This window comes from Klebsiella sp. HN106 (assembly GCF_051209435.1).
Classification (GTDB): domain Bacteria; phylum Pseudomonadota; class Gammaproteobacteria; order Enterobacterales; family Enterobacteriaceae; genus Klebsiella; species Klebsiella oxytoca.
On sequence record NZ_JBLURD010000001.1, the window covers coordinates 1,379,052 to 1,403,981 of the forward strand.

At 55.0% G+C, this 24,930-nt stretch carries 22 protein-coding genes; 13 read left to right on the plus strand and 9 right to left on the minus strand.

Annotated features, from left to right (window positions below; translation table 11 throughout):
* Positions 1-64: 64 nt before the first annotated feature.
* Positions 65-1,534: an amino acid permease gene (locus ACSIPU_RS06395; RefSeq protein WP_004103903.1), complete on the minus strand. Its 1,470-nt coding sequence runs from the start codon at positions 1,532-1,534 to the stop codon at positions 65-67.
* A gap of 205 nt (positions 1,535-1,739) precedes the next feature.
* Here ACSIPU_RS06395 and ACSIPU_RS06400 point away from each other — a divergent pair, with 205 nt between their 5' ends.
* Both ACSIPU_RS06400 and ACSIPU_RS06405 read left to right on the plus strand, forming a co-directional pair.
* Positions 1,740-2,222, plus strand: a complete 483-nt coding sequence (locus ACSIPU_RS06400; protein ID WP_024274493.1) for a hypothetical protein — start codon at positions 1,740-1,742, stop codon at positions 2,220-2,222.
* Positions 2,222-2,710 (plus strand): hypothetical protein, encoded by a 489-nt coding sequence (locus ACSIPU_RS06405; RefSeq protein WP_049592922.1) that lies wholly within the window; start codon positions 2,222-2,224, stop codon positions 2,708-2,710. The genes ACSIPU_RS06400 and ACSIPU_RS06405 overlap by 1 nt, the downstream gene beginning before the upstream one ends.
* Here the strand turns inward: ACSIPU_RS06405 and yieE are convergent.
* The gene (gene yieE, locus ACSIPU_RS06410) at positions 2,689-3,561 is read right to left on the minus strand and encodes a DNA-binding transcriptional regulator YeiE (RefSeq protein ID WP_004103910.1); all 873 of its coding nucleotides are present in this window, start codon (positions 3,559-3,561) and stop codon (positions 2,689-2,691) included. The two genes, ACSIPU_RS06405 and yieE, sit on opposite strands and share 22 nt — an antisense overlap.
* A gap of 172 nt (positions 3,562-3,733) precedes the next feature.
* Here yieE and ACSIPU_RS06415 point away from each other — a divergent pair, with 172 nt between their 5' ends.
* From ACSIPU_RS06415 to ACSIPU_RS06425, 3 genes are all read left to right on the plus strand, one after another.
* A complete protein-coding gene (locus ACSIPU_RS06415; RefSeq protein ID WP_004103912.1) occupies positions 3,734-4,783 on the plus strand; it encodes a YeiH family protein in 1,050 nt (349 codons plus the stop codon).
* Between the two features lie 96 nt (positions 4,784-4,879).
* Positions 4,880-5,737, plus strand: a complete 858-nt coding sequence (gene nfo / locus ACSIPU_RS06420) for a deoxyribonuclease IV (RefSeq protein ID WP_004103914.1) — start codon at positions 4,880-4,882, stop codon at positions 5,735-5,737.
* A gap of 1 nt (position 5,738) precedes the next feature.
* The gene (locus ACSIPU_RS06425) at positions 5,739-6,827 is read left to right on the plus strand and encodes a sugar kinase (RefSeq protein WP_004103916.1); all 1,089 of its coding nucleotides are present in this window, start codon (positions 5,739-5,741) and stop codon (positions 6,825-6,827) included.
* Between the two features lie 34 nt (positions 6,828-6,861).
* On the opposite strand, the gene ACSIPU_RS06430 is transcribed toward ACSIPU_RS06425, so the two are convergent.
* The 6 genes from ACSIPU_RS06430 to fruB form a co-directional block, all read right to left on the minus strand.
* Positions 6,862-8,112, minus strand: a complete 1,251-nt coding sequence (locus ACSIPU_RS06430; protein WP_004103919.1) for a NupC/NupG family nucleoside CNT transporter — start codon at positions 8,110-8,112, stop codon at positions 6,862-6,864.
* Positions 8,113-8,208: 96 nt separating this feature from the next.
* Positions 8,209-9,144 carry a pseudouridine-5'-phosphate glycosidase gene (locus ACSIPU_RS06435; RefSeq protein ID WP_004114116.1) on the minus strand — a complete coding sequence of 312 codons (936 nt, stop codon included), beginning with the start codon at positions 9,142-9,144 and terminating at the stop codon, positions 8,209-8,211.
* Entirely contained in the window at positions 9,137-10,072 is a 936-nt protein-coding gene (locus ACSIPU_RS06440; protein WP_053065084.1) for a pseudouridine kinase, read from the minus strand. The genes ACSIPU_RS06435 and ACSIPU_RS06440 overlap by 8 nt, the downstream gene beginning before the upstream one ends.
* A gap of 325 nt (positions 10,073-10,397) precedes the next feature.
* Positions 10,398-12,086 carry a PTS fructose transporter subunit IIBC gene (gene fruA, locus ACSIPU_RS06445; protein WP_004114117.1) on the minus strand — a complete coding sequence of 563 codons (1,689 nt, stop codon included), beginning with the start codon at positions 12,084-12,086 and terminating at the stop codon, positions 10,398-10,400.
* Between the two features lie 16 nt (positions 12,087-12,102).
* Positions 12,103-13,041, minus strand: coding sequence for a 1-phosphofructokinase (gene fruK, locus ACSIPU_RS06450; RefSeq protein ID WP_004103928.1), 939 nt, complete (start codon positions 13,039-13,041; stop codon positions 12,103-12,105).
* Complete coding sequence (fruB, locus tag ACSIPU_RS06455; RefSeq protein ID WP_032728557.1) at positions 13,042-14,172, minus strand: fused PTS fructose transporter subunit IIA/HPr protein; 1,131 nt, start codon at positions 14,170-14,172, stop codon at positions 13,042-13,044.
* Positions 14,173-14,502: 330 nt separating this feature from the next.
* Between fruB and setB the strand changes: the two genes are divergently transcribed.
* Positions 14,503-15,684, plus strand: a complete 1,182-nt coding sequence (gene setB, locus ACSIPU_RS06460) for a sugar efflux transporter SetB (RefSeq protein WP_024274496.1) — start codon at positions 14,503-14,505, stop codon at positions 15,682-15,684.
* Positions 15,685-15,709: 25 nt separating this feature from the next.
* On the opposite strand, the gene ACSIPU_RS06465 is transcribed toward setB, so the two are convergent.
* Entirely contained in the window at positions 15,710-15,961 is a 252-nt protein-coding gene (locus ACSIPU_RS06465) for a YkgJ family cysteine cluster protein (protein ID WP_004103933.1), read from the minus strand.
* A gap of 146 nt (positions 15,962-16,107) precedes the next feature.
* On the opposite strand from ACSIPU_RS06465, the gene yeiP reads away from it, so the two are divergent.
* From yeiP to ACSIPU_RS06500, 7 genes are all read left to right on the plus strand, one after another.
* Positions 16,108-16,680, plus strand: a complete 573-nt coding sequence (gene yeiP, locus ACSIPU_RS06470; protein ID WP_004103935.1) for an elongation factor P-like protein YeiP — start codon at positions 16,108-16,110, stop codon at positions 16,678-16,680.
* A gap of 315 nt (positions 16,681-16,995) precedes the next feature.
* Entirely contained in the window at positions 16,996-18,462 is a 1,467-nt protein-coding gene (locus ACSIPU_RS06475) for a mannitol dehydrogenase family protein (protein WP_004103940.1), read from the plus strand.
* A gap of 119 nt (positions 18,463-18,581) precedes the next feature.
* Positions 18,582-19,559 carry a CobW family GTP-binding protein gene (locus ACSIPU_RS06480; RefSeq protein ID WP_004114121.1) on the plus strand — a complete coding sequence of 326 codons (978 nt, stop codon included), beginning with the start codon at positions 18,582-18,584 and terminating at the stop codon, positions 19,557-19,559.
* A 36-nt stretch (positions 19,560-19,595) separates the two neighbouring features.
* Positions 19,596-20,309 (plus strand): phosphatase PAP2 family protein, encoded by a 714-nt coding sequence (locus ACSIPU_RS06485; protein ID WP_024274498.1) that lies wholly within the window; start codon positions 19,596-19,598, stop codon positions 20,307-20,309.
* 426 nt (positions 20,310-20,735) lie between these two features.
* Complete coding sequence (gene mepS, locus ACSIPU_RS06490; protein ID WP_024274499.1) at positions 20,736-21,308, plus strand: bifunctional murein DD-endopeptidase/murein LD-carboxypeptidase; 573 nt, start codon at positions 20,736-20,738, stop codon at positions 21,306-21,308.
* A 183-nt stretch (positions 21,309-21,491) separates the two neighbouring features.
* Positions 21,492-23,054, plus strand: a complete 1,563-nt coding sequence (locus ACSIPU_RS06495; RefSeq protein WP_004103944.1) for a cyclic di-GMP phosphodiesterase — start codon at positions 21,492-21,494, stop codon at positions 23,052-23,054.
* A 70-nt stretch (positions 23,055-23,124) separates the two neighbouring features.
* Entirely contained in the window at positions 23,125-24,930 is a 1,806-nt protein-coding gene (locus tag ACSIPU_RS06500; RefSeq protein ID WP_049127650.1) for an extracellular solute-binding protein, read from the plus strand.

Below are 24,930 nucleotides of genomic sequence, written 5' to 3' on the forward strand. Positions count from 1 at the left end.
AAGAACTGGAGACATAAAAAAACCCTCTCGTTGAGAGGGTTTTATCTGACCGAGCAAGCTAACCTTAGCCTTTGAAGCGATCCGGGAACTTCATTTCACTGTAGCGCACAAAGCGCGTTCCTTTTGCCAGCTTGTAGCCAAACCAGATGACCAGGAACAGTGGAATGCCGATATAGGTTGCCGCAACGCCGCCCCAGTCGATGGTGTCTTTGAGGAACGCTTCGTAGTTCTGCCCCAGGGTAATGATAAGACACAGGACGAACGCGAAGATCGGCCCCAGCGGGAAGAAGCCTGAACGGTACGGCAGGTTATTCAGATCGTTCCCCTGCATAACGTAGCCGCGACGGAAGCGATAGTGGCTGATGGCAATCCCCAGCCAGGCAATAAAGCCAGTCATCCCCGAGGTGTTCAGCAGCCACAGGTAAACGGTCTGGTTACCGAACATTGAGCTCAGGAAGCACAGCGCAGCAATCACCGTGGTGGCATACAGCGCATTACGCGGCACGCCGCCTTTTGACAGCTTAGAGAAAATACGCGGCGCTTTGCCATCGCAGGCCAGGGTATAGAGCATGCGGGTGGACGCGTACATCCCGGAGTTACCCGCCGACAATACCGCAGTCAGAATAACCGCGTTCATAATCGCCGCCGCCGACAACAGCCCTGCGTGCTGGAATACCAGCGTAAACGGACTGACGGAAATATCTTTCACGTCGTTACGCAGCAGGCTCGGGTCGGTATAAGGAATAATCAGACTGATGATCAGGATGGCGAACACATAGAACAGCAGGATACGCCAGAACACCTGACGCACCGCGCGCGGGATGTTCTTCTCCGGGTTTTCCGATTCGCCGGCCGCGATGCCGATAAGCTCGGTTCCCTGAAATGAGAAGCCGACAATCATCGCCACGCCAATCATCGCCGCAAAGCCGCCCGCGAACGGCGCATCGTCGACAACCCAGTTGCTCCAGCCCGCAGGCTGTGCGCCTTTGAAGATGCCGAAGATCATCATCACGCCGACAATAATGAAGATAATGACGGTGGCGACTTTGATCAGCGAAAACCAGTATTCCGCCTCGCCAAAGCCTTTTACCGAAATCCAGTTCAGCAGGAACATGATCCCGAGGAACAGCGCGCTCCAGATCCAGCCGGGCGCGTCCGGGAACCAGTAGGTCATCACCAGCTGAGCGGCAACGAGGTCAACGGCGATGGTCACCGCCCAGTTGTACCAGTAGTTCCAGCCCAGCGCGAAGCCAAAACCTTCCTCGACGTAATTTTGCCCATAGGTAGCAAAAGAGCCGGAGACCGGCATAAACGCCGCCAGCTCGCCGAGGCTGGTCATCAGGAAATAAACCATCAGGCCGATGAGAATATAGGAGAGCAGCGCCCCGCCTGGGCCTGCCTGAGAAATCGTTGCGCCAGAGGCAACAAAAAGACCTGTACCTATGGAACCGCCAATAGCGATCATGGTCAAGTGGCGCGCCTTCAGTTCACGACGTAAACCGGGCGCTTCTGTGGTTTTAGTATCCGAAACCATGTGAAAATGCTATCCATCCAAAAAACGAGGCGAGATTGTAGCAGAGAGTCTGTGATCCATCCGATACAAATGCAAAGTTATAAGAGAGCTTCATGATCGACTGCCGATTATTAGTAAAGAACAAATCCGCCATTAGCACAAATAAATGCACAAACCAGAGGGATATCGGGCAAACTTCCGCGAAATTCCACGGAAGGAACCGACGATGAAACGCAAGAACAAGCGCAAACGCCGCACCATGTCGCTCGCTGAGGGAGTCTACGCAGCTTGCTTTTGCTTCATTCTTTTTATCATTGGCTTCTATCAAAGCATCAAGATTATTGAAGAGTGGTACTTCCGTCCGGATTATATTGTCGACAGCGCCGACTCGCTCTTCTCCGGCATCCTCTTTCTCGGTCTGGCACTGCTGATGGCGCTGATTGCCGCCTGCACCGCCAACGGTACGCCTGGCGAGCGCTACGCCACGCTCCTGTTTTTGTTCTTTATTGCGATGGGGCCGGTGTGGTCTGTCAGCCTTTATGTCCTGCAATACGTCACTATTGAGCACTATAAAAGCCCACAGTTTGGCGTGTGTATCAGCAAAGGCGGCCATGGGGCCACGTATATGTACGTCAGGAATAGCCGCTGGTGCCAGCATTTTGGCTACACCATTATCAGGCCATCGCCCGATGAGCGAGGGAGCAATTGATGCGCAAAGTGCAATCGCCGCCTCAGTATGACTGGCCGGTCTGGGTCGGCGTTTCGCTGATTTGCCCTCTGCTTGCTTTGTGCTCTCTTTACCTGGCAGGCGACTATTTCACGCTACTCAGGCTGCCACGGGCGCCGGATTTCTGTTCGCAGAATATTTTAAAAGCAAACTTTGTCTGCCTGGGGCCTGCGCTGCTGATATTGAGCATAGAGGGAAATAAAAAACTCTTTTTCCCCCAGGCTGCGCCGCTACCTTTTGCAACCCCTATCGTCAGGTCTTGCCTTTACCTGACGCCGCTATTGCTGCTCACCGCAAATACACTGATTCTGGTTTTACATTTCACCCTTTTTAGCCCTGACCGCTATATTCGCTGCTGGGAACCTTATCCATGGGGAACATGGTATTACGCGAAAACAGCGGATATTTGCGTTCAACACGGGCTGGCGCCGGTGCAAAACCTCGCGTATCAGGTTGCGATCTCGCAATAGCTCAGGAAACGCTGTAATGCCTTGGAAATATGCTTCTGGCGGTGATGAATACGCCACAGGGTGCGGGTTAAGCGCGGCAGCGGAATCTTCAGCGCCACCAGCGATCCCACTTCAAGCTGCTCCGCAACCACGCGTCGCGACAGACAGCTAATGCCCAGACCATGGCGCACCGCGTGCTTGATGGCTTCCGAATTACCCAGTTCCATTCCAAGATGAAATGCCGGTAGATGCGATAATAATAAATAGTCGACAATTTCCCGGGTCCCGGAGCCGTGCTCGCGTAGAATCCACGGCGCCTCCGCCAGCCGTTGCAGCGTCACCTCCCCTTCCAGCAGCGGTGAATCCGGCGCGGCAAAGACCACCAGTTCATCTTCCAGCCAGGGTTCGGCGATAATATCCGCCGCGTGGCAGGGACCTTCAATCAACCCGATATCCACCCGCAGATCGGCCACGGCGTTGATCACGTCCTGGCTATTGCCCACGCTCAGCTCCAGCGGTAAATCCGGCAGGTCGCGTCGATAGCGCGCAATGATCTCCGGCAAGATATAGTTGCCGATGGTGCTGCTGGCGTAGACGCGAATCGCGCCGTTGTCGCCGCGAAACAGCTGCTCTATCTCCAGCGCCCGCTCCAGCAGCGCCAGCGCCCGCGGATAGAGCAGCCTGCCGTGTTCGTTGACCACCAGCCTTTTCCCGACGCGGTCAAACAGCTGCACTCCCAACTGCCCTTCAAGATCGGTCAGCGCGGCGCTGACCGCCGACTGCGACAGCGCCAGCATTTGCGAGGCCTGGGTCGTCGACCCGCTTTTCAGAACTTCAGCAAAAACTTCCAGCTGCCGTAGCGTGATATGCATGATTTTTCCTGCCTTTATAGACGACCCGGCATCCGCGGCTAAGGCTTATGCACATCATGCTCAAACCGCGAAACCGCTCGTTTACCACTTATTACGATTAATTATAAATATATAATCAATTTTATATTTAAACCAGCGCGTCGTATGCTTTTCCCAGACAAAGGAGAAGGTTATGACAGCACTCACTTTACCGACTAAACATCGCCCATTGCGGCACTTTGCACCTGGACTGGCGCTGACCGCCCTGCTCACCGGCGCAGCGCTGTGGGCCGGTAGTTTTCCGGCAATCGCTGGCGCGGGCTTCAGCGCCCTTACGTTGGCCATTTTGTTCGGCATGGTCATCGGTAACACGGTTTACCCGAAAATCTGGCAGCCCTGCGACGGCGGCGTACTCTTTGCCAAACAGCACCTGCTGCGCCTCGGCATCATTCTATACGGCTTTCGCCTGACGTTCGCCCAGATTGCCGACGTTGGCGTCAGCGGTATCGTGATTGATGTACTGACGCTTTCCAGCACCTTTTTTATCGCCTGTTTTCTTGGGCAAAAGGTTTTCGGCCTCGATAAACATACCAGTTGGCTGATTGGCGCCGGTAGCAGCATTTGCGGCGCGGCAGCGGTCCTGGCGACGGAACCGGTCGTCAAAGCGGAAGCCAGCAAAGTGACGGTCGCCGTGGCCACGGTGGTGATTTTCGGTACCATTGCTATCTTTCTGTACCCGGCGGTTTATCCTTTCCTGGCGCACTGGTTTACGCCGGAGGCCTACGGCATCTATATGGGTTCGACGATGCATGAGGTTGCCCAGGTTGTCGCCGCCGGCCACGCCGTAAGTCCGGATGCGGAAAACGCGGCGGTGATTGCAAAAATGCTGCGCGTGATGATGCTGGCTCCGTTCCTGCTGTTCCTTGCCGCTCGCGTGAAGCAATTAGCCCCGGCAAACGGCGGCGAGAAAAGCAAAATCACCATTCCGTGGTTTGCGATCCTGTTTATTCTGGTGGCGGTATTTAACTCCTTCCACCTGCTGCCGAAAGCGGTAGTTGATATGCTGGTGACCCTGGATACCGTGCTGCTGGCGATGGCGATGGCTGCCCTCGGCCTGACCACCCACGTCAGCGCGCTGAAAAAAGCCGGCGCTAAACCGCTGCTGATGGCGCTGATGCTCTTTGTCTGGCTGATTGTCGGCGGCGGCGCGATTAACCTTGCTATCCACAGTCTGATGGCCTGAGCCTCCTCAATACTCAGGTTGTATTAAGGATGATGTAACTCTCCGGCTAAGCCGCTATCATTACCCTCCCCCCAGCGGCTTAACTGGAGTTTTTTTATGAAATACATTGGAGCGCACGTCAGCGCCTCCGGCGGCGTAGCCAATGCCGCCATTCGCGCAGCCGAAATCGGCGCGACCGCATTTGCCCTCTTCACCAAAAACCAGCGCCAGTGGCGCGCCGCGCCTTTGAGCGACGACACCATTGCTGAATTTAAAGCCGCCTGCGAGAAGCATCATTTCGGCCCGGGACAAATTCTGCCGCACGACAGCTATCTGATTAACCTCGGCCATCCGGTTGCGGACGCGCTGGAAAAATCCCGCGATGCCTTTATTGATGAACTCTCCCGCTGCCAGCAGCTCGGCCTGACGCTGCTCAATTTTCATCCGGGTAGTCATCTGCAGCAAATTCCAGAAGACGAATGCCTGGCGCGCATTGCCGAGTCCATTAACATCGCGCTGGCCAAAACCGAAGGCGTGACGGCGGTCATTGAAAACACCGCCGGCCAGGGCAGTAACCTGGGGTTTAAGTTTGAACATCTGGCGGCCATCATCGATGGCGTGGAAGATAAATCGCGCGTCGGCGTGTGCATTGATACCTGCCACGCCTTCGCCGCCGGCTACGACCTGCGTAGCGCCGAAGAGTGTGAAAAAACCTTCGCTGATTTTGAACGGATTGTCGGTTTTCAGTATCTGCGCGGTATGCATCTGAACGATGCGAAAAGTACGTTCGGCAGCCGCGTTGACCGCCACCACAGCCTGGGTGAAGGCAATATCGGCCACGATGCCTTCCGCTGGATAATGCAGGATAGCCGCTTTGACGGTATCCCGCTGATCCTGGAAACGATCAATCCTGATATCTGGGCGGAAGAGATCGCCTGGCTGCGGGCGCAGCAGACGGAAGAGGCCGTGGTCTGATATGAACGATAGGGAAAAGCAGATCCTCAAAATTTTGCGGCGCAATCCGCTGATTCAGCAGCATGAGATTGCCGATATTCTGCAGATTAGCCGCTCCCGCGTAGCCGCGCATATTATGGACCTCACGCGTAAGGGGGCCATCAAGGGCAAAGGCTACATCCTTACCGAGCAGGAGTATTGCGTCTCGCTGGGCGCGGTGAATATGGATATCCGCGGCATTGCCGATATTCATTATCCCCAACCGGTCTCCAACCCGGGCAATATCCAGTGCTCCGCCGGCGGAGTGGCGCGGAACATCGCGCATAATCTGGCGCTGCTGGGCCGCGATGTGCATCTGATTTCCGCCGTCGGCAGCGACTTTTACGGCGAAACGTTGCTTGAGCAGACCCGACAAGCCGGGGTTAACGTGCAAAGCTGTATCCGCCTGCACGGTCACAATACCGCCACCTATCTCTCCATCGCCAATCCGCAGGAAGAGACGGTGCTGGCGATTAACGATACGCATATCTTACAGTCGCTCACCCCGCAGCTGCTGAATCAATATCGGGATCTGCTGACCCATGCCGGCGTCATCCTGGTCGATTGTAATTTAACGGAGCCGTTGCTGGAGTGGGTATTTACGCTGGCCAACGCTATTCCGGTATTTGTTGATACCGTGTCGGAGTTTAAAGCGCACCGCATTCGCCCGTGGCTGGGAAAGATCCATACCCTCAAGCCGACGCTGCGCGAACTGCAGATCCTCTGGGGAGAACCCATTGAAAACGAGGCCGATCGCGATCGCGCGTTAGCCTGGCTGCACGAAAGGGGAACGCGGCGCGTGGTAATTTGCTCGGAAGACGATTCCGTTTTCTGTAGCGAAGCCGGCGGTGAACGTTTTCAGATGAAGCTACCGGGCCATACCACGATAGACAGCTTTGGCGCCGACGATGCGCTGATGGCCGGGCTGCTTTATAGCTATCTTGACGGCAGCGATTTCAAAGAGAGCGTCGCTTTCGCCATGGCCTGCACCGCCATTACCCGCGCCAGCGACAGCATCAACAACCCTTCTTTATCCGTTGATAACGCGCTCAATTTACTTCCCAGCCTATAGCATCGCGCACCGCAGGCGCGGTGCGCGCGCTGTTTTATGCCAGACCGATAAAGAACCCGGCAATGGTGGCGCTCATCAGGTTAGAGAGCGTGGCCGCCGCCAGAGCGCGCAGCCCAAGCTGAGCAATTTCCGGCGCGCGCTGCGGTGAAATAGCCGAAAATGCCCCGACAACCACACCTATTGAGCCAAAGTTGGCGAAACCGCACAGCGCAAACGAGATAATCGCAACGGTTTTCACGTCCAGGGTACCGCCGGTTTGCAGATAAGGCGAAAAGTTGAGGTAGGCGACGAATTCGTTTATCGCCAGCTTTTGGCCAATCAGGCTTCCCGCCAGCGTCGCATCGCTCCAGTCAACGCCCATAATCCACGCCAGAGGCGCGAGCAGGAAACCGAAAATACCCTCCAGCGTGGCGTGACCGTAGCCAAACCAGCCGCCAATGCCGCCGATAATACCGTTCAGCAACGCGATGATCGCCACAAACGCCATCACCACCGTTGCCACCCCGGCGGCAATTTTCAGCCCTGTCATCGCCCCGGATGCTGCCGCCTCGATAATGCTTTTCGGCGGCGTCTCGGTGAAGGAGAGATTATCGAAAGTGACCCGGGAGGCTTCGGTTGCCGGGCTCAGCATACGAGCAAACAGAATCCCGCCTGGAATAGCCATCAGCGAAGCGGCTAACAGATAATCGATCGGTACGCCCATGCCGGCATAGCCGATCATCATCGATCCGGCGATCGACGCCATCCCGCTACAAATGGCGGTAAACAGCTCATTGCGGTTGAGACGGTCGATAAAGGGTTTGACGATCGCCGGGATCTCATTTTGGCCAAGAAAGATGGTGGTCACGGCGACAAAGGACTCAATCTTGCTGATATTCAGCGCTTTCTGGAAGATACCGCCGAGAATCCGGATCAGCAGCCCCATCACGCCGAGGTAGTAAAGCAGGCTTATCAGCGCGGTGACAAAAATGATGGCGGGCAGCACGCGGAAGGCGAAGATAAAACCCGCGCCGTCAAACAGCACATCCATTTTCGGACCGACAAGCGATCCAAAAATAAACGCGCTTCCGGCGTCGCTGTAGGACATGACTTTATGTACCCCGAGCGCCGCCTGTTCCACCAGCCACTTGCCCGGCGGGAAATAGAGCATCACTCCGCCAATCACGATCTGCAGCAGCAGCGCGGCCCCTACGGTTCTGATACTGATGCGTTTTTTATTTACTGACAGCGCAAAGGCGATGGCCAGCAATACCACCATCCCCAAAAGACTTCTCATGATGTCCATAATGATATCCTTACCTGGTGGAAAACCCGGCGTCAGGCCAGGCTTTCGGTATATTTGATATCGGGGCGGGCAACCGCAAACAGCCCGCTACTGTCGTCAGGCGATCTGCTGATACTCTTTGGCAATCTCGCAGGCCAGCACGGCATTATTGAAGACCAGCTGAATATTGGATTTCAGGCTATCCCCGCCGGTCAGCTCCGCAACGCGGGCCAGCAGGAACGGCGTACTCTCCTTACCCACCACACCCTGCTCTTCCGCTTCCTTCACCGCCTGGTCGATGGCGGCGTTGATTTTCGCTTCCGGCATCGCAAACTGTTCCGGTATCGGGTTCGCCACCACCATCCCCCCGTTCAGGCCCGACTGCCATTTCACCGCCATCGCTTTAGCGATTTCTTTAGCGCTATTCAGGCGAATACTGACGTCAAACGGACTGGTTCGACAGAAAAATGCCGGGAGCGCCGAAGTTTGATAGCCAATAAGCGGAACGCCAAACGTTTCTAAATATTCGGTTGTTAATCCAAGGTCGAGAATAGATTTTGCGCCGGCACAAACTACGGTAACATTGGTATTGGCCAGTTCCTGTAAATCGGCGGAAATATCAAAAGTATGCTCTGCTCCGCGGTGCACACCGCCAATACCGCCGGTCGCGAAGACTTTTATCCCGGCCATGGCGGCAATAATCATGGTAGAAGCCACGGTGGTCGCGCCATTTAATCCTGCGGCGACAACGAAAGGTAAATCACGGCGACTGACTTTGGTAACGTTATGTCCTTCACGACCGAGCAATTCAATTTCTTCGCGGCTCAGGCCAACTTTCATAACGCCATGAATAATCGCAATTGTTGCCGGAACCGCTCCCTGACGGCGAATCATTTCTTCGACTTCCAGCGCGGTCTGCGCATTTTCTGGAAACGGCATTCCGTGAGAAATAATAGTCGACTCCAGCGCGACTATGGGTTGGTTATTCTTTAATGCCTGCTGAACTTCCGCAGAAACCTGTAATAATTCAGAGGAAATATTTAATTCAGACATGTTCGTTCTCCACTACCTTTTTTACGTTGGCGTAAGATAATTCAGGGTTATTGGTGAATTCCGATGAGAGCGCCAGAGAAGAGCATCCCTGAGCAAACTTCACCGCTTGCGAAAATGAACAGCCGTCGAGCCAGCAGCAGGCCAGACCGGCCATCATGGCGTCACCGGCGCCGGTGACGTTGACTACCTGGGTTTTTAACGGCGCCGACCAGCCGCGCTCGCCGTCTTTCTCGCTGAAGTAAACCCCGTCGCCCCCCATGCTCAGCACCAGGCGCCGCAGGCCACGCTGGTGAAACCAGTCGGCAACGCGCGTGACGTCATCAGTGCCGGAAAGCGCAATTCCGCTCAGCGTTTCAGCTTCAATTCGGTTCGGTTTTAGAGTGTGGATACGCCCCAGATGCTGGCTGATTTTCACGCACTTCCAGGCAGAGACCGGGTCAACAAAAATGGGCGTCGGGCCGCTATTTTCCATCAACCAGGCCAGCGCCGATTCGCTGATATTACAGTCAACGACGATGACCGCAGCGCTGCGAATAAAATCCCGGTGCTGGCTTAAAAAGGCTGGCGTAATATGCTCGGTGATACTCATATCATTAATCGCCACCAGCATTTCACCGGTATTATCGAGCAGCGATAAATAGCTCGATGTCCCCTCGCCGTGGACGATCTGACATTTATCGACATGAACGCCGGACTGAGCCGTTTGTTTTAATAGGGAGTGGCCATAGAAATCATCTCCGACAACCGACAGTAGCCAGGATGGTTTATTCAATAAAGCAATATTCTGCGCAATATTCCGCCCCACTCCACCGGGAGTGTATTTTATTTTTCCGGGGTTAGAATCAGCATAGTTCAACGATACATGGGAATAACCAGCAACATCCATATTTGCCGATCCAATAATTACAACGTAATCATTTTCAGGCATAAAAATACCCTCCAGCATACAAAAACGCTTTGGCAGTGGAATGTTTGAATATCAGTAAATAATCATACGCCCATTCAGCACCCTCTCATTAAACACATGTTTGAATGTGAACATATGTTTATGTTAAGCAGATTGGTTTTAAAGTAAAGGGGTCCGCCAGAGGGATTTCATATGAACATGAAGAGAATCACAAAATTTGGCTAGTATGGTTTTTAAACAGCTTAAAAATGCGAAGGAGAGCACATATGGCGGGTTAAGCAGAGGGCGGATACGGCATAAAAAAAGGGCAGAGAAGACTCTGCCCTTTTGCGTGTAACACCGTCGATCAGGCGACTTTTTCTTCCACCTGAACTTCAGGACGTTTCAGCACCGCGTAGGAAAGGCCTGCGACCAGCGTACCGACCACAATCGCCATCAGATATCCGAGCACCGGGGTAATCGCGCCAGGGATCAGCAGGACGAACAGACCGCCGTGCGGCGCCATCAGTTTCGCGCCAACCCACATGGACATCGCACCGGTCACCGCGCCGCCAACGATACAGCAAGGCAGGACGCGCATCGGATCGCGAGCGGCAAAAGGAATTGCTCCTTCGGTGATAAAGCACAGGCCGAGAACCAGTGCGGCTTTACCGCCTTCCTGCTGCGCTTTGTCAAACTTTTTACGCGCAATCAGCGTCGCCAGACCCAGCGCCAGCGGTGGAACCATACCTGCCGCCATAATGGCCGCCATCGGGGCATAGGTTTGGGTACTCAGAAGACCAACACCAAAGGCGTAAGCTGCTTTGTTCACCGGGCCGCCCATGTCGGTACACATCATACCGCCGAGAATTGCACCGAGCAGAACCGCGTTCGCCGTCCCCATAGTTTGTAGCCAGTGGGTCAGGCCTTCGAGGATCCCGGCAACGGGTTTACCAATCAGGTAAATCATTGCCAGACCCACGATCAGGCTGGAAACCAGCGGAATGATGAGGATCGGTTTCAGCGCTTCCATACTTTGCGGCAGTTTCAGCCTGGTACTGATCGCTTTCGCCACGTAACCGGCAAGGAAGCCGGCGATAATACCGCCGATAAAGCCAGATCCGGTGCTAACCGCCAGCATACCGCCGATAAGACCTGGCGTCAGGCCAGGGCGGTCAGCGATGGAGAAGGCAATAAAGCCCGCCAGTACCGGTACCATCAGCGCGAAGGCTGATCCCCCGCCGATTTGCATCAGCGCGGCGGCCAGAGTGTCTTTTACTTCAAAGGCTTTGATACCAAAAGCGAAGGAGAGCGCGATACACAGGCCGCCCGCTACCACCATCGGCAGCATATACGATACGCCAGTCAGCAGATGACGATAGGCGCCCGCGGACTCTTTTTTGCCTTCTGCCGCGGCCTGGGATTTACCCGCAGGCTGATATGGTTTCGCTTCAACAACGGCTTTATCCAGCTCCTGAGCGGTTTTCTTCAGCGCCAGACCGGTTGTGGTGCGATACATCGGCTTGCCGGCAAATTTCGCCAGATCCACTTCGATATCAGCCGCGACAACCACCAGATCCGCCTGCTCAACCTCTTCAGGAGTGATGGCATTACCCGCCCCCACGGAGCCGCGAGTTTCAACTTTCACCCACCAGCCGCGTTTTTTGGCTTCGGTTTCAATCGCTTCCGCCGCCATAAAGGTGTGCGCGACGCCGGTCGGGCAGGCAGTGACCGCCACAATGCGTTTCGGACCATGAGTTGCCGCCGGTAAAGCTGTAGCAGCCGGAGCGGCATATGGCGTGGCATGGCTCCTGGCTTCCCCGAGGAATAGTTCCGGGTGAGCAACGGCGCGATTAATATCGCCGAGATAAACCTTTTTGCCGTTCAGCGCGCTATCAGCTGGCAGCGTCGCGCCCAGCACAATCGCCAGCTCAGCGTCGTTTGGGTTATCAATCAGTTCAAGTTGCGCTTTTTGCGCCGCGGTGCTTAACAGGGTCTTCGCCATATAGGCGCGGGCCTGTCCGAGCCCGGCATCAATAATCAGCAGCGTTTTCATTATGCCTCTCCTGCTGTTAATTAAAGGGTTGTAAGTCGACGCGCGCCATCATTGCGGCCAACTGGGTACGATCGGTAATACCGACATTGCTCTGACTCACCGCCAGCGCGGCGACGGCCGTTGCCAGGCGCAGCGTATGCTCGCTGGACTCACGCATCAGCAGTCCGTAAATCAGGCCGCCAACCATTGAATCGCCCGCGCCAACGGTGCTAACCACTTCCACTGAAGGCGGCTTGGCAATCCACTCGCCGGAGGCGTTAACCCACAGGGCGCCTTCTTCGCCAAGGGAGATCACCACGTGGGCAATCCCCTGCTCGCGCAGCGCATGAGCGGCCTCAATCACATCCTTCATTTCAGGTAACTTGCGACCCGCCCAGATTTCCAGCTCACGACGGTTAGGTTTAACCAGCCACGGCGCCGCTTTAAGACCGGCAACCAGCGCTTCGCGGCTGCTGTCAAAAATGATGCACGGGCACTGGCTGCGCAAGCGGGTCATCCAGTCGGTGAACGCTTCCGGACTTACGCCGGAAGGTAAGCTGCCGCTCACGCAGACCATATCGAACTGGCCCAGCCAGCTCAGGGAGTCGTTAACAAAACGCTCCCAGTCACCCGGCGTGACTTCAAAGCCGGAGAAGTTGAAGTCGGTCACTTCGCCATCTTTTTCTGTCAGCTTGACGTTAATACGGGTACGGCCCTGAACGACCTGAAAACGGTTAGCGATGCCCAGCTCACTGAACAGTTGCTGAAAGCCATCCTGATTATCTTTACCGAGAAAACCGCCCACGGTGACGTCGATACCGAGATCTTTCAGCACTTTTGCAACGTTGATCCCCTTCCCTGCGGCGTGCAAGCCGGTCGTGCGAACAAGGTTAACCTCACCGCGTTCAATTTCCGGGGTAAAACCCACCAGGTCATAGGCCGGGTTTAAAGTAATCGTTGCGACACGTCTGCTCATTTATGCGCCCTCCCCAAGGCCTGCGGCGATCGCTTCGCCAATCGCATCCAGCGCCTGCTGCGCATCTTCACCCTGCGCGGTGAAGCGCAAGCGGTGACCTTTTTTCACTCCCAGGGCCACGACTTTCATCAGGCTGCGGCCGTTTGCCGGCTTGCCCGAACCATCGAGGTTAGTGACCGTAATGTCGCTGGAAAATTGTTTAATGGTATTCACCAGCATCGTGCCGGGACGCGCGTGCAGCCCATGCTCGTTGCGGATAACGTATTCAGCGCTGAGAACATCTTCAGCAATCGCATCGTCGCTGGTCAGCAGCGCCAGCAGCGTTGCGCCATCGGACTTCAGCAAACGGTCAGCTTTTTTGTCCAGCAGCAAATTGCTCAGGCGATTAAGGACCGCCGTCGGCTGGTCATCGGCCATCGCCACGGTGATCAGCAGGGAAACCGGCTGCTCATCGCGAATAAAGGCGTTGGCCGCGCGGCTCACGGCAATGGCGCTACGCAGGTTGCCTTCCGGACTGTCGTTCAGCCAGATGCCCTGGCCGAGGTTCAGCGGTTTGTCATTAATCGCATGGCTAACAAAGGAAGCATCGACGGCGCCCGCTTCTTTCAGCCGCGCGGCGTTGAGCGCCTGCAGGGTCAGCAGATCGCTGGCGACCACGTCCAGGGTCAGCGTTTCGTTATCCAGCTTCAGCGCTTCGCTCTGCTTTTCACCCATCAGCAGGGCGCGCAGCTCTTCAGCGGTGGTGGCGGACTTTAGCTGTTCAGCAACCGAGTCGTCGCTCAGCACATGGGTCAGCTGACGCAGCAGCCCAAGGTGTTCATCCGAACTGGCGGCGATACCGATAGCGACGTAGGCGGTCTGCCCTTCGCCCCAGGTCACGCCCTGCGGGAACTGATAAACCTGAACGCCGGTTTTCAGCACCTGATCGCGCGTGTCGGTGGTGCCGTGCGGAATCGCAATACCGTTGCCAAGGAAAGTGGAGGTTTGCTGCTCGCGAGCCAGCATCCCGTTGATGTACCCTTCAGCCACATTGCCCGCGCTAACCAGCGCGGAGGCAACCTGACGAATAGCCTCTTCTTTATTACCGGCCTGCTGACCGGGATGAATATCCTGCACAGATAACTGGAACATGGTTCTCCTCTCCTGCTGAATTGAATCGTTTCAGCTACTTTGAGAAAAAATGCGTCACCTGACTGCCGGAGAATCTCCCGATGACGCTGAAACGTTTCAAGAAGTCTGTACCTTTATTAGTCAGCGCGCAAGAAAAGTTACTCTCCCGATAACAGAAGTTAGAGATACAGCACACTTTTGCTGACGAGGTGATGACAAACCCGCCAGAACTTCAGCATTTTGCTGAAGCAAAATTTTGAAACGTCTTTTTGATTTATTCGTGCCCTGGTACTGTTCATTATCTGACTGACGGCGTAAACTCCGCGACTCCTGAAACCGATGAAAGCCGACATGCAAAACAGTAGCGCCGCCCTGCCACGACGCGGGTTCGATTTAACCTCTTCCGCCTTCCTGATCGTCGCCTTCCTGACGGGCATTGCCGGGGCGCTACAAACGCCTACCCTGAGCCTGTTCCTGACTGACGAAGTTCACGTACGACCGGCGATGGTCGGCTTCTTTTTTACCGGCAGCGCGGTGATCGGCATTCTGGTGAGCCAGTTTCTCGCCGGGCGCTCAGATCGCAAAGGCGACCGCAAGCAGCTGATCGTCTTCTGCTGCCTGATGGGCGTACTGGCCTGCGTGCTCTTCGCGTGGAATCGTAACTACTTTATTTTGCTCTTCGTCGGCGTTTTCCTCAGCAGCTTTGGTTCCACCGCGAACCCGCAGATGTTTGCCCTCGCCCGCGAACATGCGGACAAAACGGGCCGCGAGGCGGTCATGTTCAGCTCGATCCTGCGCGCTCAGGTGTCGCTGGCATGGGTCATCGGTCCGCCGCTGGCCTACGCGCTGGCGATGGGTTTCGGCTTTACGGTGATGTACCTCAGCGCGGCGATTGCCTTCGTGGTCTGCGGCGCGATAGTCTGGTTTTTTCTCCCCAGCATGCGCAAAGAGCCGAAGTTGGTGACGGGACATCTTGAAGCGCCGCGCACCAACCGCCGCGACGCGCTGCTGCTGTTTATCATCTGTACGCTGATGTGGGGAATTAACAGCCTGTACATCATTAACATGCCGCTGTTCATTATTAATGAGCTGCATTTACCTGAAAAACTGGCGGGATTAATGATGGGCACCGCCGCCGGGCTGGAAATCCCGACCATGCTGATTGCGGGTTACTACGCCAAACGTTTCGGTAAGCGTTTCCTGATGCAGATCTCTGCGGTTGCCGGGGTGCTGTTCTATGTCGGCATGCTAACCGTACACACCCCGGGACTGCTGCTGGCCCTGCAGGTGCTGAATGCTATTTTTATCGGCATTCTGGCCGGTATCGGTATGCTCTATTTTCAGGACCTGATGCCAGGCCAGGCTGGTGCGGCCACGACCCTCTATACCAATACTATCCGCGTTGGCTGGATTATTGCCGGTTCGCTGGCGGGGGTCGTTGCGGAAGTCTGGAGCTATCACGCCGTATTCTGGATTGCGCTGGTGATGGGCCTCGCCACTCAGGCCTGCCTGTGGCGCATTAAAGACGTATAAAGGGTGTCCGTGCGGGCTTCCGACGTCACGAAGTGCTCAGCTCAAGATGAAGAAGCCAGATCATGGCTTCTTCGCGATTTGTGGCGCACATCTCCGCTTCCGGCTTCAGGCTGGCGCACACTTTGGGCCTCAACGGCGAGCCAAAAATCGCGCACAGGTTATTGTCCGAAAGCTGTATACAGCGGGTATTTGCCGGTTTGCCCTGCGGCATACCCGGGATAGGGCTGGAGATAGAAGGAGCGATACAGCAAGCTCCGCATTCAGGGCGGCATTCCATAATCGACTCTTCCGATAGGCTTTTGCGGCCCAGCCTAAACGTTTTACCCGAAGATAGCAAAACACACGAATTCCGCTTGCCTGAAAGGCCCGGCGCGAGTAGTTTTACGCGATATTTTCGACCCTTTAAGTGACAGGATTACTGCAATGCCAAGAGCGAATGAAATTAAGAAAGGTATGGTGCTGAATTACAACGGCAAACTGCTGATTGTTAAAAATATTGATATTCAGTCACCGAGCGCCCGCGGCGCAGCGACGCTGTACAAAATGCGTTTCTCCGATGTGCGCACCGGCCTGAAAGTGGAAGAGCGCTTCAAAGGCGACGACATTGTCGATACCGTTACCCTGACCCGCCGCTTCGTTGACTTCTCCTATATCGATGGCAATGAATACGTCTTTATGGATAAAGAAGATTACACCCCGTATATCTTCACCAAAGAGCAAATCGAAGAAGAGCTGCTGTTTATGCCGGAAGGCGGCATGCCTGACATGCAGGTTCTGACCTGGGACGGCCAACTGCTGGCGCTGGAACTGCCGCAGACCGTGGATCTGGAAATTATTGAGACGGCGCCGGGCATCAAAGGCGCATCCGCCAGCGCCCGCAACAAACCGGCTACCCTCAGCACCGGCCTGGTCGTTCAGGTGCCGGAATACCTCAGCGCGGGCGAGCGCATTCGTATTCATATCGAAGAGAGCCGCTACATGGGCCGCGCGGACTAAATCCAGCCTTTAAAGTCAGTGCAAAATGCAAAAGACAGTCAATGGCTGTCTTTTTGCTTCTTAATGCGCGCCATACGGCTGTTGGCCCTTCATCATCGCCAGGCTATCCCCTACAAAGCCTCCCAAAGTTGTCATACCAATAGCGACGAAATTATCGCTAATTTCCCGCTCCTGTTAGCAGGATCTTCGCTAAACAGCGCTCGATTGCTTGATCAAGCTCACACTAAGCGGATAAACAAGGCTCACCAATTTAATTTGCTGTCATATAACTTTACACTAGAGATGTTAATTATCGGTTAATCAGGTGTATTAAGAATGACTACCATTGCGACGGCCACGCTGCCGGAAGGCGTACAGCTCCCTCATTATGACCGCAGCCAGCTGCGCTCACGTATTGTGCATTTCGGCTTTGGCGCTTTTCATCGCGCGCATCAGGCGCTACTCACCGATCGGGTGCTTAACGCCAGCGGCGGAGACTGGGGGATTTGTGAGATTAGCCTGTTCAGCGGCGATCGGCTGATGAGCCAGCTTCGCCAGCAAAACCACCTGTTTACCGTGCTGGAAAAAGGCGCAGAGGGCAGCCAGCCAATTGTTGTCGGCGCCGTGCATGAATGTCTGAACGCTAAACTCGATTCGCTCGCCGCTATTATTGAGAAATTTTGTGAACCGCAGGTGGCGATTGTCTCTCTGACCATTACCGAAAAAGGCTACTGCATCGACCCCGCCAGCGGCCTGCTGGATATGACGCAGCCGCGTATTATTCACGATCTGCAAAACCCGACTTTGCCGCAATCGGTTCCTGGAATACTGGTTGAAGCGCTGGCGCGCCGCCGTCAGCGAGGGCTGTCACCCTTTACCGTGCTCTCCTGCGACAATATCCCTGATAATGGACATGTAGTGAAAAACGCCGTGCTGGGCATGGCTGAAAAACGCGATCCGCAGCTGGCACAGTGGATTGCTGAGCACGTCAGCTTCCCCGGCACCATGGTTGATCGCATCGTACCAGCCGCCACCGAGGAGTCGCTGGCGGAAATTCGCGCCGCGTTGGGCGTAGAAGATCCCTGCGCCATAAGCTGCGAACCCTTTATTCAGTGGGTTATTGAAGATAACTTCGTGGCCGGTCGCCCGGACTGGGAAACGGCGGGCGTTCAGATGACCGACGACGTTTTACCGTGGGAGCAGATGAAGCTGCGGATGCTCAACGGTAGCCACTCGTTCCTCGCCTGGCTTGGCTACCTGGCGGGCCATGCGCATATTAGCGACTGCATGCAGGATCCGATTTTTCACAGCGCCGCATACCGGCTGATGGTTGATGAACAGGCGCCGACGCTATCCATTCAGGGCGTTGACCTGTCGGCATACGCTGACAGCCTGATCGAACGTTTCAGCAACCCGGCGCTGAAGCACCGCACCTGGCAAATCGCCATGGACGGTAGCCAGAAGCTGCCGCAACGTATGCTTGACGGAATTCGCGTCCATCTTGCGCAAGAGAGCCGCTGGCCGCTACTGGCGCTGGGCGTCGCTGGCTGGATGCGCTATGTTAGCGGCGTGGATGACGCCGGAGCCGTCATTGATATTCGCGATCCGCTGGCCGATAAAATACACCACCTCGTTGCCACCAGCGATGAGCGACAGCGCGTAGCGGCGCTGCTTACGCTTGAGGAGATCTTCGGCCGCGACCTGCCGCAGAATCCGCAGTTCGTCGCTGATGTCACCGCCGCGTGGCATCAGCTCGCCGCTTTTGGCGCACGCCAGGCCGTCGCCGCCGCGCTGAATGATTAACAATTTCTGCCTTTAAGCGGACGGAGCGCCTTTCTGTCCGCGTTAACGCTTCTCTTTTCCCCTTTTTTTCGTCAGGATAGCCTCAACTGTTACAACATTACATTTATCCTGGAGAAAAAGTGACCAAAACCAACTTGATCACGGGGTTTCTCGGCAGCGGTAAGACCACTTCCATTCTGCACCTGCTGGCCAATAAGCCCGCAAATGAAAAATGGGCCGTACTGGTCAACGAGTTTGGCGAAGTGGGCATTGACGGCGCGCTGCTGGCGGAAAGCGGCGCGCTGCTGAAAGAGATCCCCGGCGGCTGCATGTGCTGCGTTAACGGCCTGCCGATGCAGGTTGGGCTCAACACCCTGCTGCGCCAGGGCAAACCTGACCGTCTGCTGATAGAACCCACCGGACTAGGCCATCCTAAACAGATCCTCGATATGCTGACCGCCCCGGTCTACGCGCCATGGATCGATCTGCGCGCCACCCTGTGCATATTGGATCCGCGTCAGCTGCTGGACGAAAAAGTCGTGAGCAACGAAAACTTTCGCGACCAGCTGGCTGCCGCTGACGTTATTGTCAGCAATAAAGCCGACCGCTCGACGGAGGAGAGCCAGCGCGCTTTTGTCGCCTGGCGTGAGGCGTACGCCGGTGAGCGTCGCTGCGTCAGCGCTAGCCAAGGTAATATCGACCCGGAGCTGCTTGATTTGCCGCGCCGCAATCTGGCGCCGCTACCCGCAGGGGTCGGGCATGCGCACGACCACGGGCAGAAAAAAGGCCTTGCCGCGCTTAGCCTTCCCGCGCACCAGCGCTGGCGTCGTAGCCTCAATAGCGCTCAGGGCTATCACGCCTGCGGCTGGATTTTTGACGCTGAAACCGTCTTCGATACCGTCGCTCTGCTTGAATGGGCGCGCCTGGCGCCGGTTGGACGAGTTAAAGGCGTCATGCGTATTGCCGAAGGGCTGGTTCGTATCAATCGCCAGCAGCTCGATCTGCATATTGAGACGCAAAACGTTGCCCCGCCCGATAGCCGTATTGAGCTGATAGCCGATACAGAAACGGACTGGAATGCTCTTCAGGCCTCTTTGTTGAAGATTCGTTTAACTTAGGGCGGCTATGGTTGCCGTCGTTTTACACAACACGCGATAGTTATGATTAAAAATCGAATTCCCCTCATCCTGCTGTTAAACGCGGCAGGTATAGCGCTTTTCTGTTCATGGTATCTTCCGGTTAACCATGGTTTCTGGGCTCCGCTGGACGCGGCGATTTTCTATTTCTTTAACCACCTGGTCGGCGTCAACACCGCTTACACCTGGCTGTTGGCGGTTATCAACAACCGCGCGTTTGACGCCTGTTCGCTGCTGGCGATGGGCAGCCTGATGCTGAGCTTCTGGTTTAAAGAACAGAGCGCCGGACGCCGCCGGGTGATTATCATCGGCCTGGTGATGCTGCTGGCTGCCGTCATTATCAATCAGCTGGCCCAGCACCTGATGCCGGTGAAGCGAGCCAGCCCTTCGCTCTCGTTCACCGATATCACTAAAGTCAGCGATGTCATCTCCTTTCCGACTAAAGATGCGTCTAAAGACAGCTTCCCGGGCGATCACGGCATGATGCTGCTGATTTTTGCCTCTTTCATGTGGCGCTATTTTGGCCGTCGCGCCTTCGCTATTGCGCTGGTTATCTTTGTGGTGTTCGCTTTCCCGCGGGTGATGATCGGCGCGCACTGGTTTACCGATATTGCCGTCGGATCATTAACGGCCGTGCTCATTGGCGCTCCCTGGGTGTTGATGACCCCACTGAGCGATAAAGTGATTACTTTATTTGAACGTTACCTCCCCGGCGGAAGAACGAAAATTTAAAGTCATCTTTACAATTAATTAATATCATTCATAAGGGATCGTTCTGGGTCCCTTTTTTTATCATCTCACTCTTTCTCACCCGCTATCATCTTGCTGTCACATTAATCCTGTTAAAAATGAGTAAATTGCATATTTTTTACCCATCCCTGCCGCTATTTTGGCCTTTGCCGATGATTCACTTTTTGTCGCAAAAATACTTATAAGAAAATGCGCAAAACCGCTCGCCATCCCCCGTTTGATCGGGTAACCTCAATCTCGTTTTGCCTCTCCAGCAACATCAATTCAGATAATGAATAAATTTGTGCGTCAGGCCACAATTTTATGCTTACGGAATTGTCTCATTGCGACCAGGTAATTAGGCTCTAACACGTTTGGCATTTTTTATAACGACATTGTCGTTAAGGACAACAAGGGATAACACACAGCATGGTCAAATCTCAGCCGATTTTGAGATATATCTTGCGGGTCGCCCCCGCGATTGCAGTTGCGGTTCTGCTTTCCGCGTGTAGTTCAACAAATAGTACCGCCAGAAATATGCATTCTGAGACGCTTGCTGTGGGTAGTGGCGATTTATCATCACTGCAAGCCTCTCAGGATGAATTTGAAACCATGGTCCGCAACCTGGACGTTAAGTCCCGTTTGATGGATCAATATGCCAGCTGGAAGGGCGTGCGTTACCGCCTCGGCGGCAGTACTCGCAAAGGCATTGATTGTTCCGCCTTTGTGCAGCGTACTTTCCGTGAACAGTTTGGCCTGGAGCTGCCGCGTTCGACTTCTGAGCAGCAGGATTCCGGAAAATCCATCAGCCGTTCACAGCTGCGTACCGGTGATTTAGTACTGTTCCGTGCGGGTTCAACGGGCCGTCATGTAGGCATCTACATCGGCAACAACCAGTTTGTTCATGCTTCCACCAGCAGCGGTGTGACGATTTCCAGCATGGATGAGCCGTACTGGAAAAAGCGCTATAACGAAGCGCGACGCGTTCTGAGCCGCTCGTAATCTCTTCTGCCGTTGGTTATTCCCTTGGCCAACGGAAGAAATAAAACACTGCTGAAGCAGTGTTTTTTTTTGCTCGCCAGCCAATAAACTTCGTAAAATAGGCTATCTCTTGAAGCGACGACAGAAAAAGTATGTTTCTGTTAGCGCATTGCGCGAATCAACCACACGGACTGCCTGGAGCCTATGCCTACCCGTCACCTCTCTCCCCGGCGAAAAATCTGGCTAACCAGCATATGCGTTGGCATAGCCGTCGCCCTGCTGGCCGGTAGCATCCAGTTTATGGTGATCTATCACAACCGCGCGGAGCGTTTCGACGTTATCATCAACAATGTTCATGCTTATCTGACGGGCTATTTTCACGATTTAGACCAGACGATTGCGGGACTACAGCCGCTGGTGAGTCAGCCCTGCGAAAATATCGATTCCGGATTAACCGCCCATGCGGCATTCAGCCCAAACGTACGCGCTTTCCTGCTGGTTAAAAATGGTATTGCGTTTTGCTCCTCCGCCACCGGTGCAATGAACACACCTTTTAACCAGCTCATTCCACAGCTGGATATCACTCAAGCGGTGGATATGGCGATCCTTCCCGGTACGCCCATGATGCCGAAAAGCGCGGCGCTGGCGATGTGGGTTCGTAGCCCGCACGGCGGTAAAGACGGCGTTTTTGTCTCGATCAATGCGAATCTGACACCCTATATACTCTACTCCTCGCGGCAGAATGATTTCAGCGGCCTGGCGCTGTCCATTAAGCACACCGCTATCTCGACCTTCAGCAACAAGCTTATCGACCCGCAGACCCTGCTCTCGCCGCCTATTCGCCAGACGCAGATTGAGGGTTTACCGTTGAAAATCTATCTCTATGCTAACAGCTGGCTGGCGGAGAATACGCAGTTTGCTCTGCTGCTGGGGGTGGTGTGCGGGCTGCTGGCCGGACTGTTAAGCTATTACATTCTCACGATAAAATCAGACCCGCGAAAGGAGCTGCTGCTGGCGATCAAAAACGATCAGTTTTACCTGGTCTATCAGCCGGTGGTGAAATCGGAGACACTGCAGATCAGCGGCGTTGAGGTACTGATGCGCTGGAAACATCCGGTGGCCGGAGAGATCCCCCCTGATGTCTTTATTAATCTTGCGGAAACCCAGCAGATCATCATTCCGCTTACTCGCCACCTCTTAAAACTGATTGCGCACGATGCGCCTGTTTTGCAGACGCTCCTGCCCGCAGGGATCAAGCTTGGGATCAATATTTCCCCCCTTCATCTGCACGCAGAGAGCTTTCAGCAGGACCTTAAGCACTTCGCCGCCGCCATGCCAGCCGACCACTTTAAGCTGGTACTGGAGATCACCGAGCGCGCGATGATCGATAAAAATCGTTCATTAGAGAACTTCGACTGGCTACACGAGCAGGGTTTTGAAATCGCGATTGATGATTTTGGTACCGGCCATAGCGCGCTCATCTATCTGGAGCGCTTTAGCTTTGATTACCTGAAGATTGATCGCGGCTTCGTACAGGCTATCGGGACGGAGACCGTGACCTCGCCGGTGCTCGATGCCGTCATCACTCTAAGCCGCCGCCTGAAGCTCGCTACCGTTGCCGAAGGCGTGGAAACGCAGGAACAGGCGGAATGGCTGCGCGATCATGGCGTAAACTTTTTGCAGGGCTACTGGTTAAGTCGCCCGCTGACGCTGGAAGCGCTGATCGCCGCCCACGCGCAGCCGGCGAAATATTTCCCAACCCGCTAAGTGTCCTTTATTATTTGCTATCAGAGGTCAGGCCACTTCAGGCCTGTCATTGGAGGACGATACCCTGGTTATGTTTGCCCGCATCAGCCTGATACTGCTGACCTTATTTAGCCTGCACAGCCGGGCGCAAACTATTCTGACGAGCGATACGTTCGCGATTATCGGCCAACCGAAGTACGCCGCGGGCTTTGACCACTACGATTATGCGAATCCCGCCGCGCCTAAAGGCGGCGCGATTACCCTTGCGGCTATCGGTACCTTTGATAATTTCAACCGCTACGCCCTGCGCGGTAATCCGGGTATTCGAACCGAAGCGCTATACGATACGCTGTTCACCACCTCTGACGATGAGCCCGGCAGTTACTACCCGCTGATTGCCGAGCATACGCGCTATGCCGATGATTTTTCGTGGATGGAGATTACGCTCAATCCACACGCCCGCTATCACGACGGCAGTCCCATCACCGCCAGCGATGTCGCTTTTACCTTCCAGAAGTTTATGACCGAAGGGGTGCCGCAGTTTCGTCTCTATTATAAAGGCACTACCGTTAAAGCTATCGCCCCGCTAACCGTTCGCATTGAGTTAGCCAAACCGGGCAAAGAGAACATGCTTAGCCTGATGACGCTACCGGTGATGCCGGAAAAATTCTGGAAAAACCATAAACTCAGCGACCCGCTCTCCGCTCCACCGCTGGCCAGCGGCCCCTACCGCATTACCGCCTGGCGCATGGGCCAGTACATCACCTATTCCCGCGTGAAGGACTACTGGGCCGCCGATTTACCGGTCAACCGCGGGCGCTGGAATTTCGATACGCTACGCTACGATTATTACCTTGATGACAATGTCGCCTTCGAAGCCTTTAAGGCCGGCGCCGTCGATCGTCGGGAAGAGAACGTCGCCAAAAACTGGGCGACCCGCTACGTCGGGCGCAACTTTAGCCACGGCTATATCGTTAAAGACGAATACACCAATACCTCAGCGCAAAATACCCAGTGGCTGGCCTTTAACATTCAGCGCCCGATATTTGCCGACCGCCGAATTCGCGAGGCCATCACCCTCGCCTTTGATTTTGAATGGATGAATAAGGCGCTGTTCTATCACTCCTACAGCCGCGCCAACAGCTTCTTTCAGAATACCGAATACGCGGCGCGCGATTATCCTGATGCCGACGAGCTCGCCCTGCTGACGCCGCTGAAAAAAGAGATCCCGGCCGAAGTCTTCACGCAGATTTACCGACCGCCGGTTTCCAGCGGCGATGGTTTTGCACGGGAGAATTTACTCAAAGCGGATGCCATCCTCAACCAGGCGGGATGGATAGTGAAAAACCAGCGGCGGGTAAACGCGCAGAGCGGCAAACCGTTACGCTTTGAGCTGCTGCTCCCCTCCGGCAGCAGCGATCGCTGGGTACTGCCCTTTCAGCACAATCTTCAGCGGCTCGGCATCGTTATGGACATTCGCCAGGTCGATAACTCCCAGTACAGTAACCGCAAGCGCAGCCGGGATTACGACATGATGCCAAACGTCTGGCGCGCGTCGCCCTGGCCCGACACCGGCCTGCAAATCTCCTGGGATTCGGAATATATTAATTCCAGCTATAACGCCTCAGGGGTTCAAAACCCGGCCGTCGACCAGCTTATTGCGCAGATCATTCGCTGGCAGGGCAACAAGGAAAAACTGCTGCCGCTGGGCCGGGCCCTCGACCGCGTGCTGACCTGGAACTATTACATGCTGCCGATGTGGTATATGGCGCAGGATCGCACCGCCTACTGGGATAAATTCTCCTTCCCGAAGACTCGCGCGATTTACTCATCCGGTTTCGAAAACTGGTGGTACGACGCCAACAAAGCGGCCAGACTTCCCGCGGACAGACGTTAA

Excerpts from the sequence above, each read along its gene's own strand:
- ACSIPU_RS06405 (WP_049592922.1), top strand. The coding sequence starts at position 2,222 with ATGCGCAAAGTGCAATCGCCGCCTCAGTATGACTGGCCGGTCTGGGTC.
- yieE (WP_004103910.1), bottom strand. The coding sequence starts at position 3,561 with ATGCATATCACGCTACGGCAGCTGGAAGTTTTTGCTGAAGTTCTGAAA.
- ACSIPU_RS06495 (WP_004103944.1), top strand. The coding sequence starts at position 21,492 with ATGCCTACCCGTCACCTCTCTCCCCGGCGAAAAATCTGGCTAACCAGC.
- ACSIPU_RS06395 (WP_004103903.1), bottom strand. The coding sequence starts at position 1,534 with ATGGTTTCGGATACTAAAACCACAGAAGCGCCCGGTTTACGTCGTGAA.
- mepS (WP_024274499.1), top strand. The coding sequence starts at position 20,736 with ATGGTCAAATCTCAGCCGATTTTGAGATATATCTTGCGGGTCGCCCCC.
- yeiP (WP_004103935.1), top strand. The coding sequence starts at position 16,108 with ATGCCAAGAGCGAATGAAATTAAGAAAGGTATGGTGCTGAATTACAAC.
- ACSIPU_RS06475 (WP_004103940.1), top strand. The coding sequence starts at position 16,996 with ATGACTACCATTGCGACGGCCACGCTGCCGGAAGGCGTACAGCTCCCT.
- ACSIPU_RS06425 (WP_004103916.1), top strand. The coding sequence starts at position 5,739 with ATGAACGATAGGGAAAAGCAGATCCTCAAAATTTTGCGGCGCAATCCG.
- ACSIPU_RS06465 (WP_004103933.1), bottom strand. The coding sequence starts at position 15,961 with ATGGAATGCCGCCCTGAATGCGGAGCTTGCTGTATCGCTCCTTCTATC.
- fruB (WP_032728557.1), bottom strand. The coding sequence starts at position 14,172 with ATGTTCCAGTTATCTGTGCAGGATATTCATCCCGGTCAGCAGGCCGGT.
- ACSIPU_RS06440 (WP_053065084.1), bottom strand. The coding sequence starts at position 10,072 with ATGCCTGAAAATGATTACGTTGTAATTATTGGATCGGCAAATATGGAT.
- ACSIPU_RS06400 (WP_024274493.1), top strand. The coding sequence starts at position 1,740 with ATGAAACGCAAGAACAAGCGCAAACGCCGCACCATGTCGCTCGCTGAG.
- ACSIPU_RS06435 (WP_004114116.1), bottom strand. The coding sequence starts at position 9,144 with ATGTCTGAATTAAATATTTCCTCTGAATTATTACAGGTTTCTGCGGAA.
- setB (WP_024274496.1), top strand. The coding sequence starts at position 14,503 with ATGCAAAACAGTAGCGCCGCCCTGCCACGACGCGGGTTCGATTTAACC.
- ACSIPU_RS06430 (WP_004103919.1), bottom strand. The coding sequence starts at position 8,112 with ATGGACATCATGAGAAGTCTTTTGGGGATGGTGGTATTGCTGGCCATC.
- ACSIPU_RS06500 (WP_049127650.1), top strand. The coding sequence starts at position 23,125 with ATGTTTGCCCGCATCAGCCTGATACTGCTGACCTTATTTAGCCTGCAC.
- ACSIPU_RS06415 (WP_004103912.1), top strand. The coding sequence starts at position 3,734 with ATGACAGCACTCACTTTACCGACTAAACATCGCCCATTGCGGCACTTT.
- fruK (WP_004103928.1), bottom strand. The coding sequence starts at position 13,041 with ATGAGCAGACGTGTCGCAACGATTACTTTAAACCCGGCCTATGACCTG.
- nfo (WP_004103914.1), top strand. The coding sequence starts at position 4,880 with ATGAAATACATTGGAGCGCACGTCAGCGCCTCCGGCGGCGTAGCCAAT.
- fruA (WP_004114117.1), bottom strand. The coding sequence starts at position 12,086 with ATGAAAACGCTGCTGATTATTGATGCCGGGCTCGGACAGGCCCGCGCC.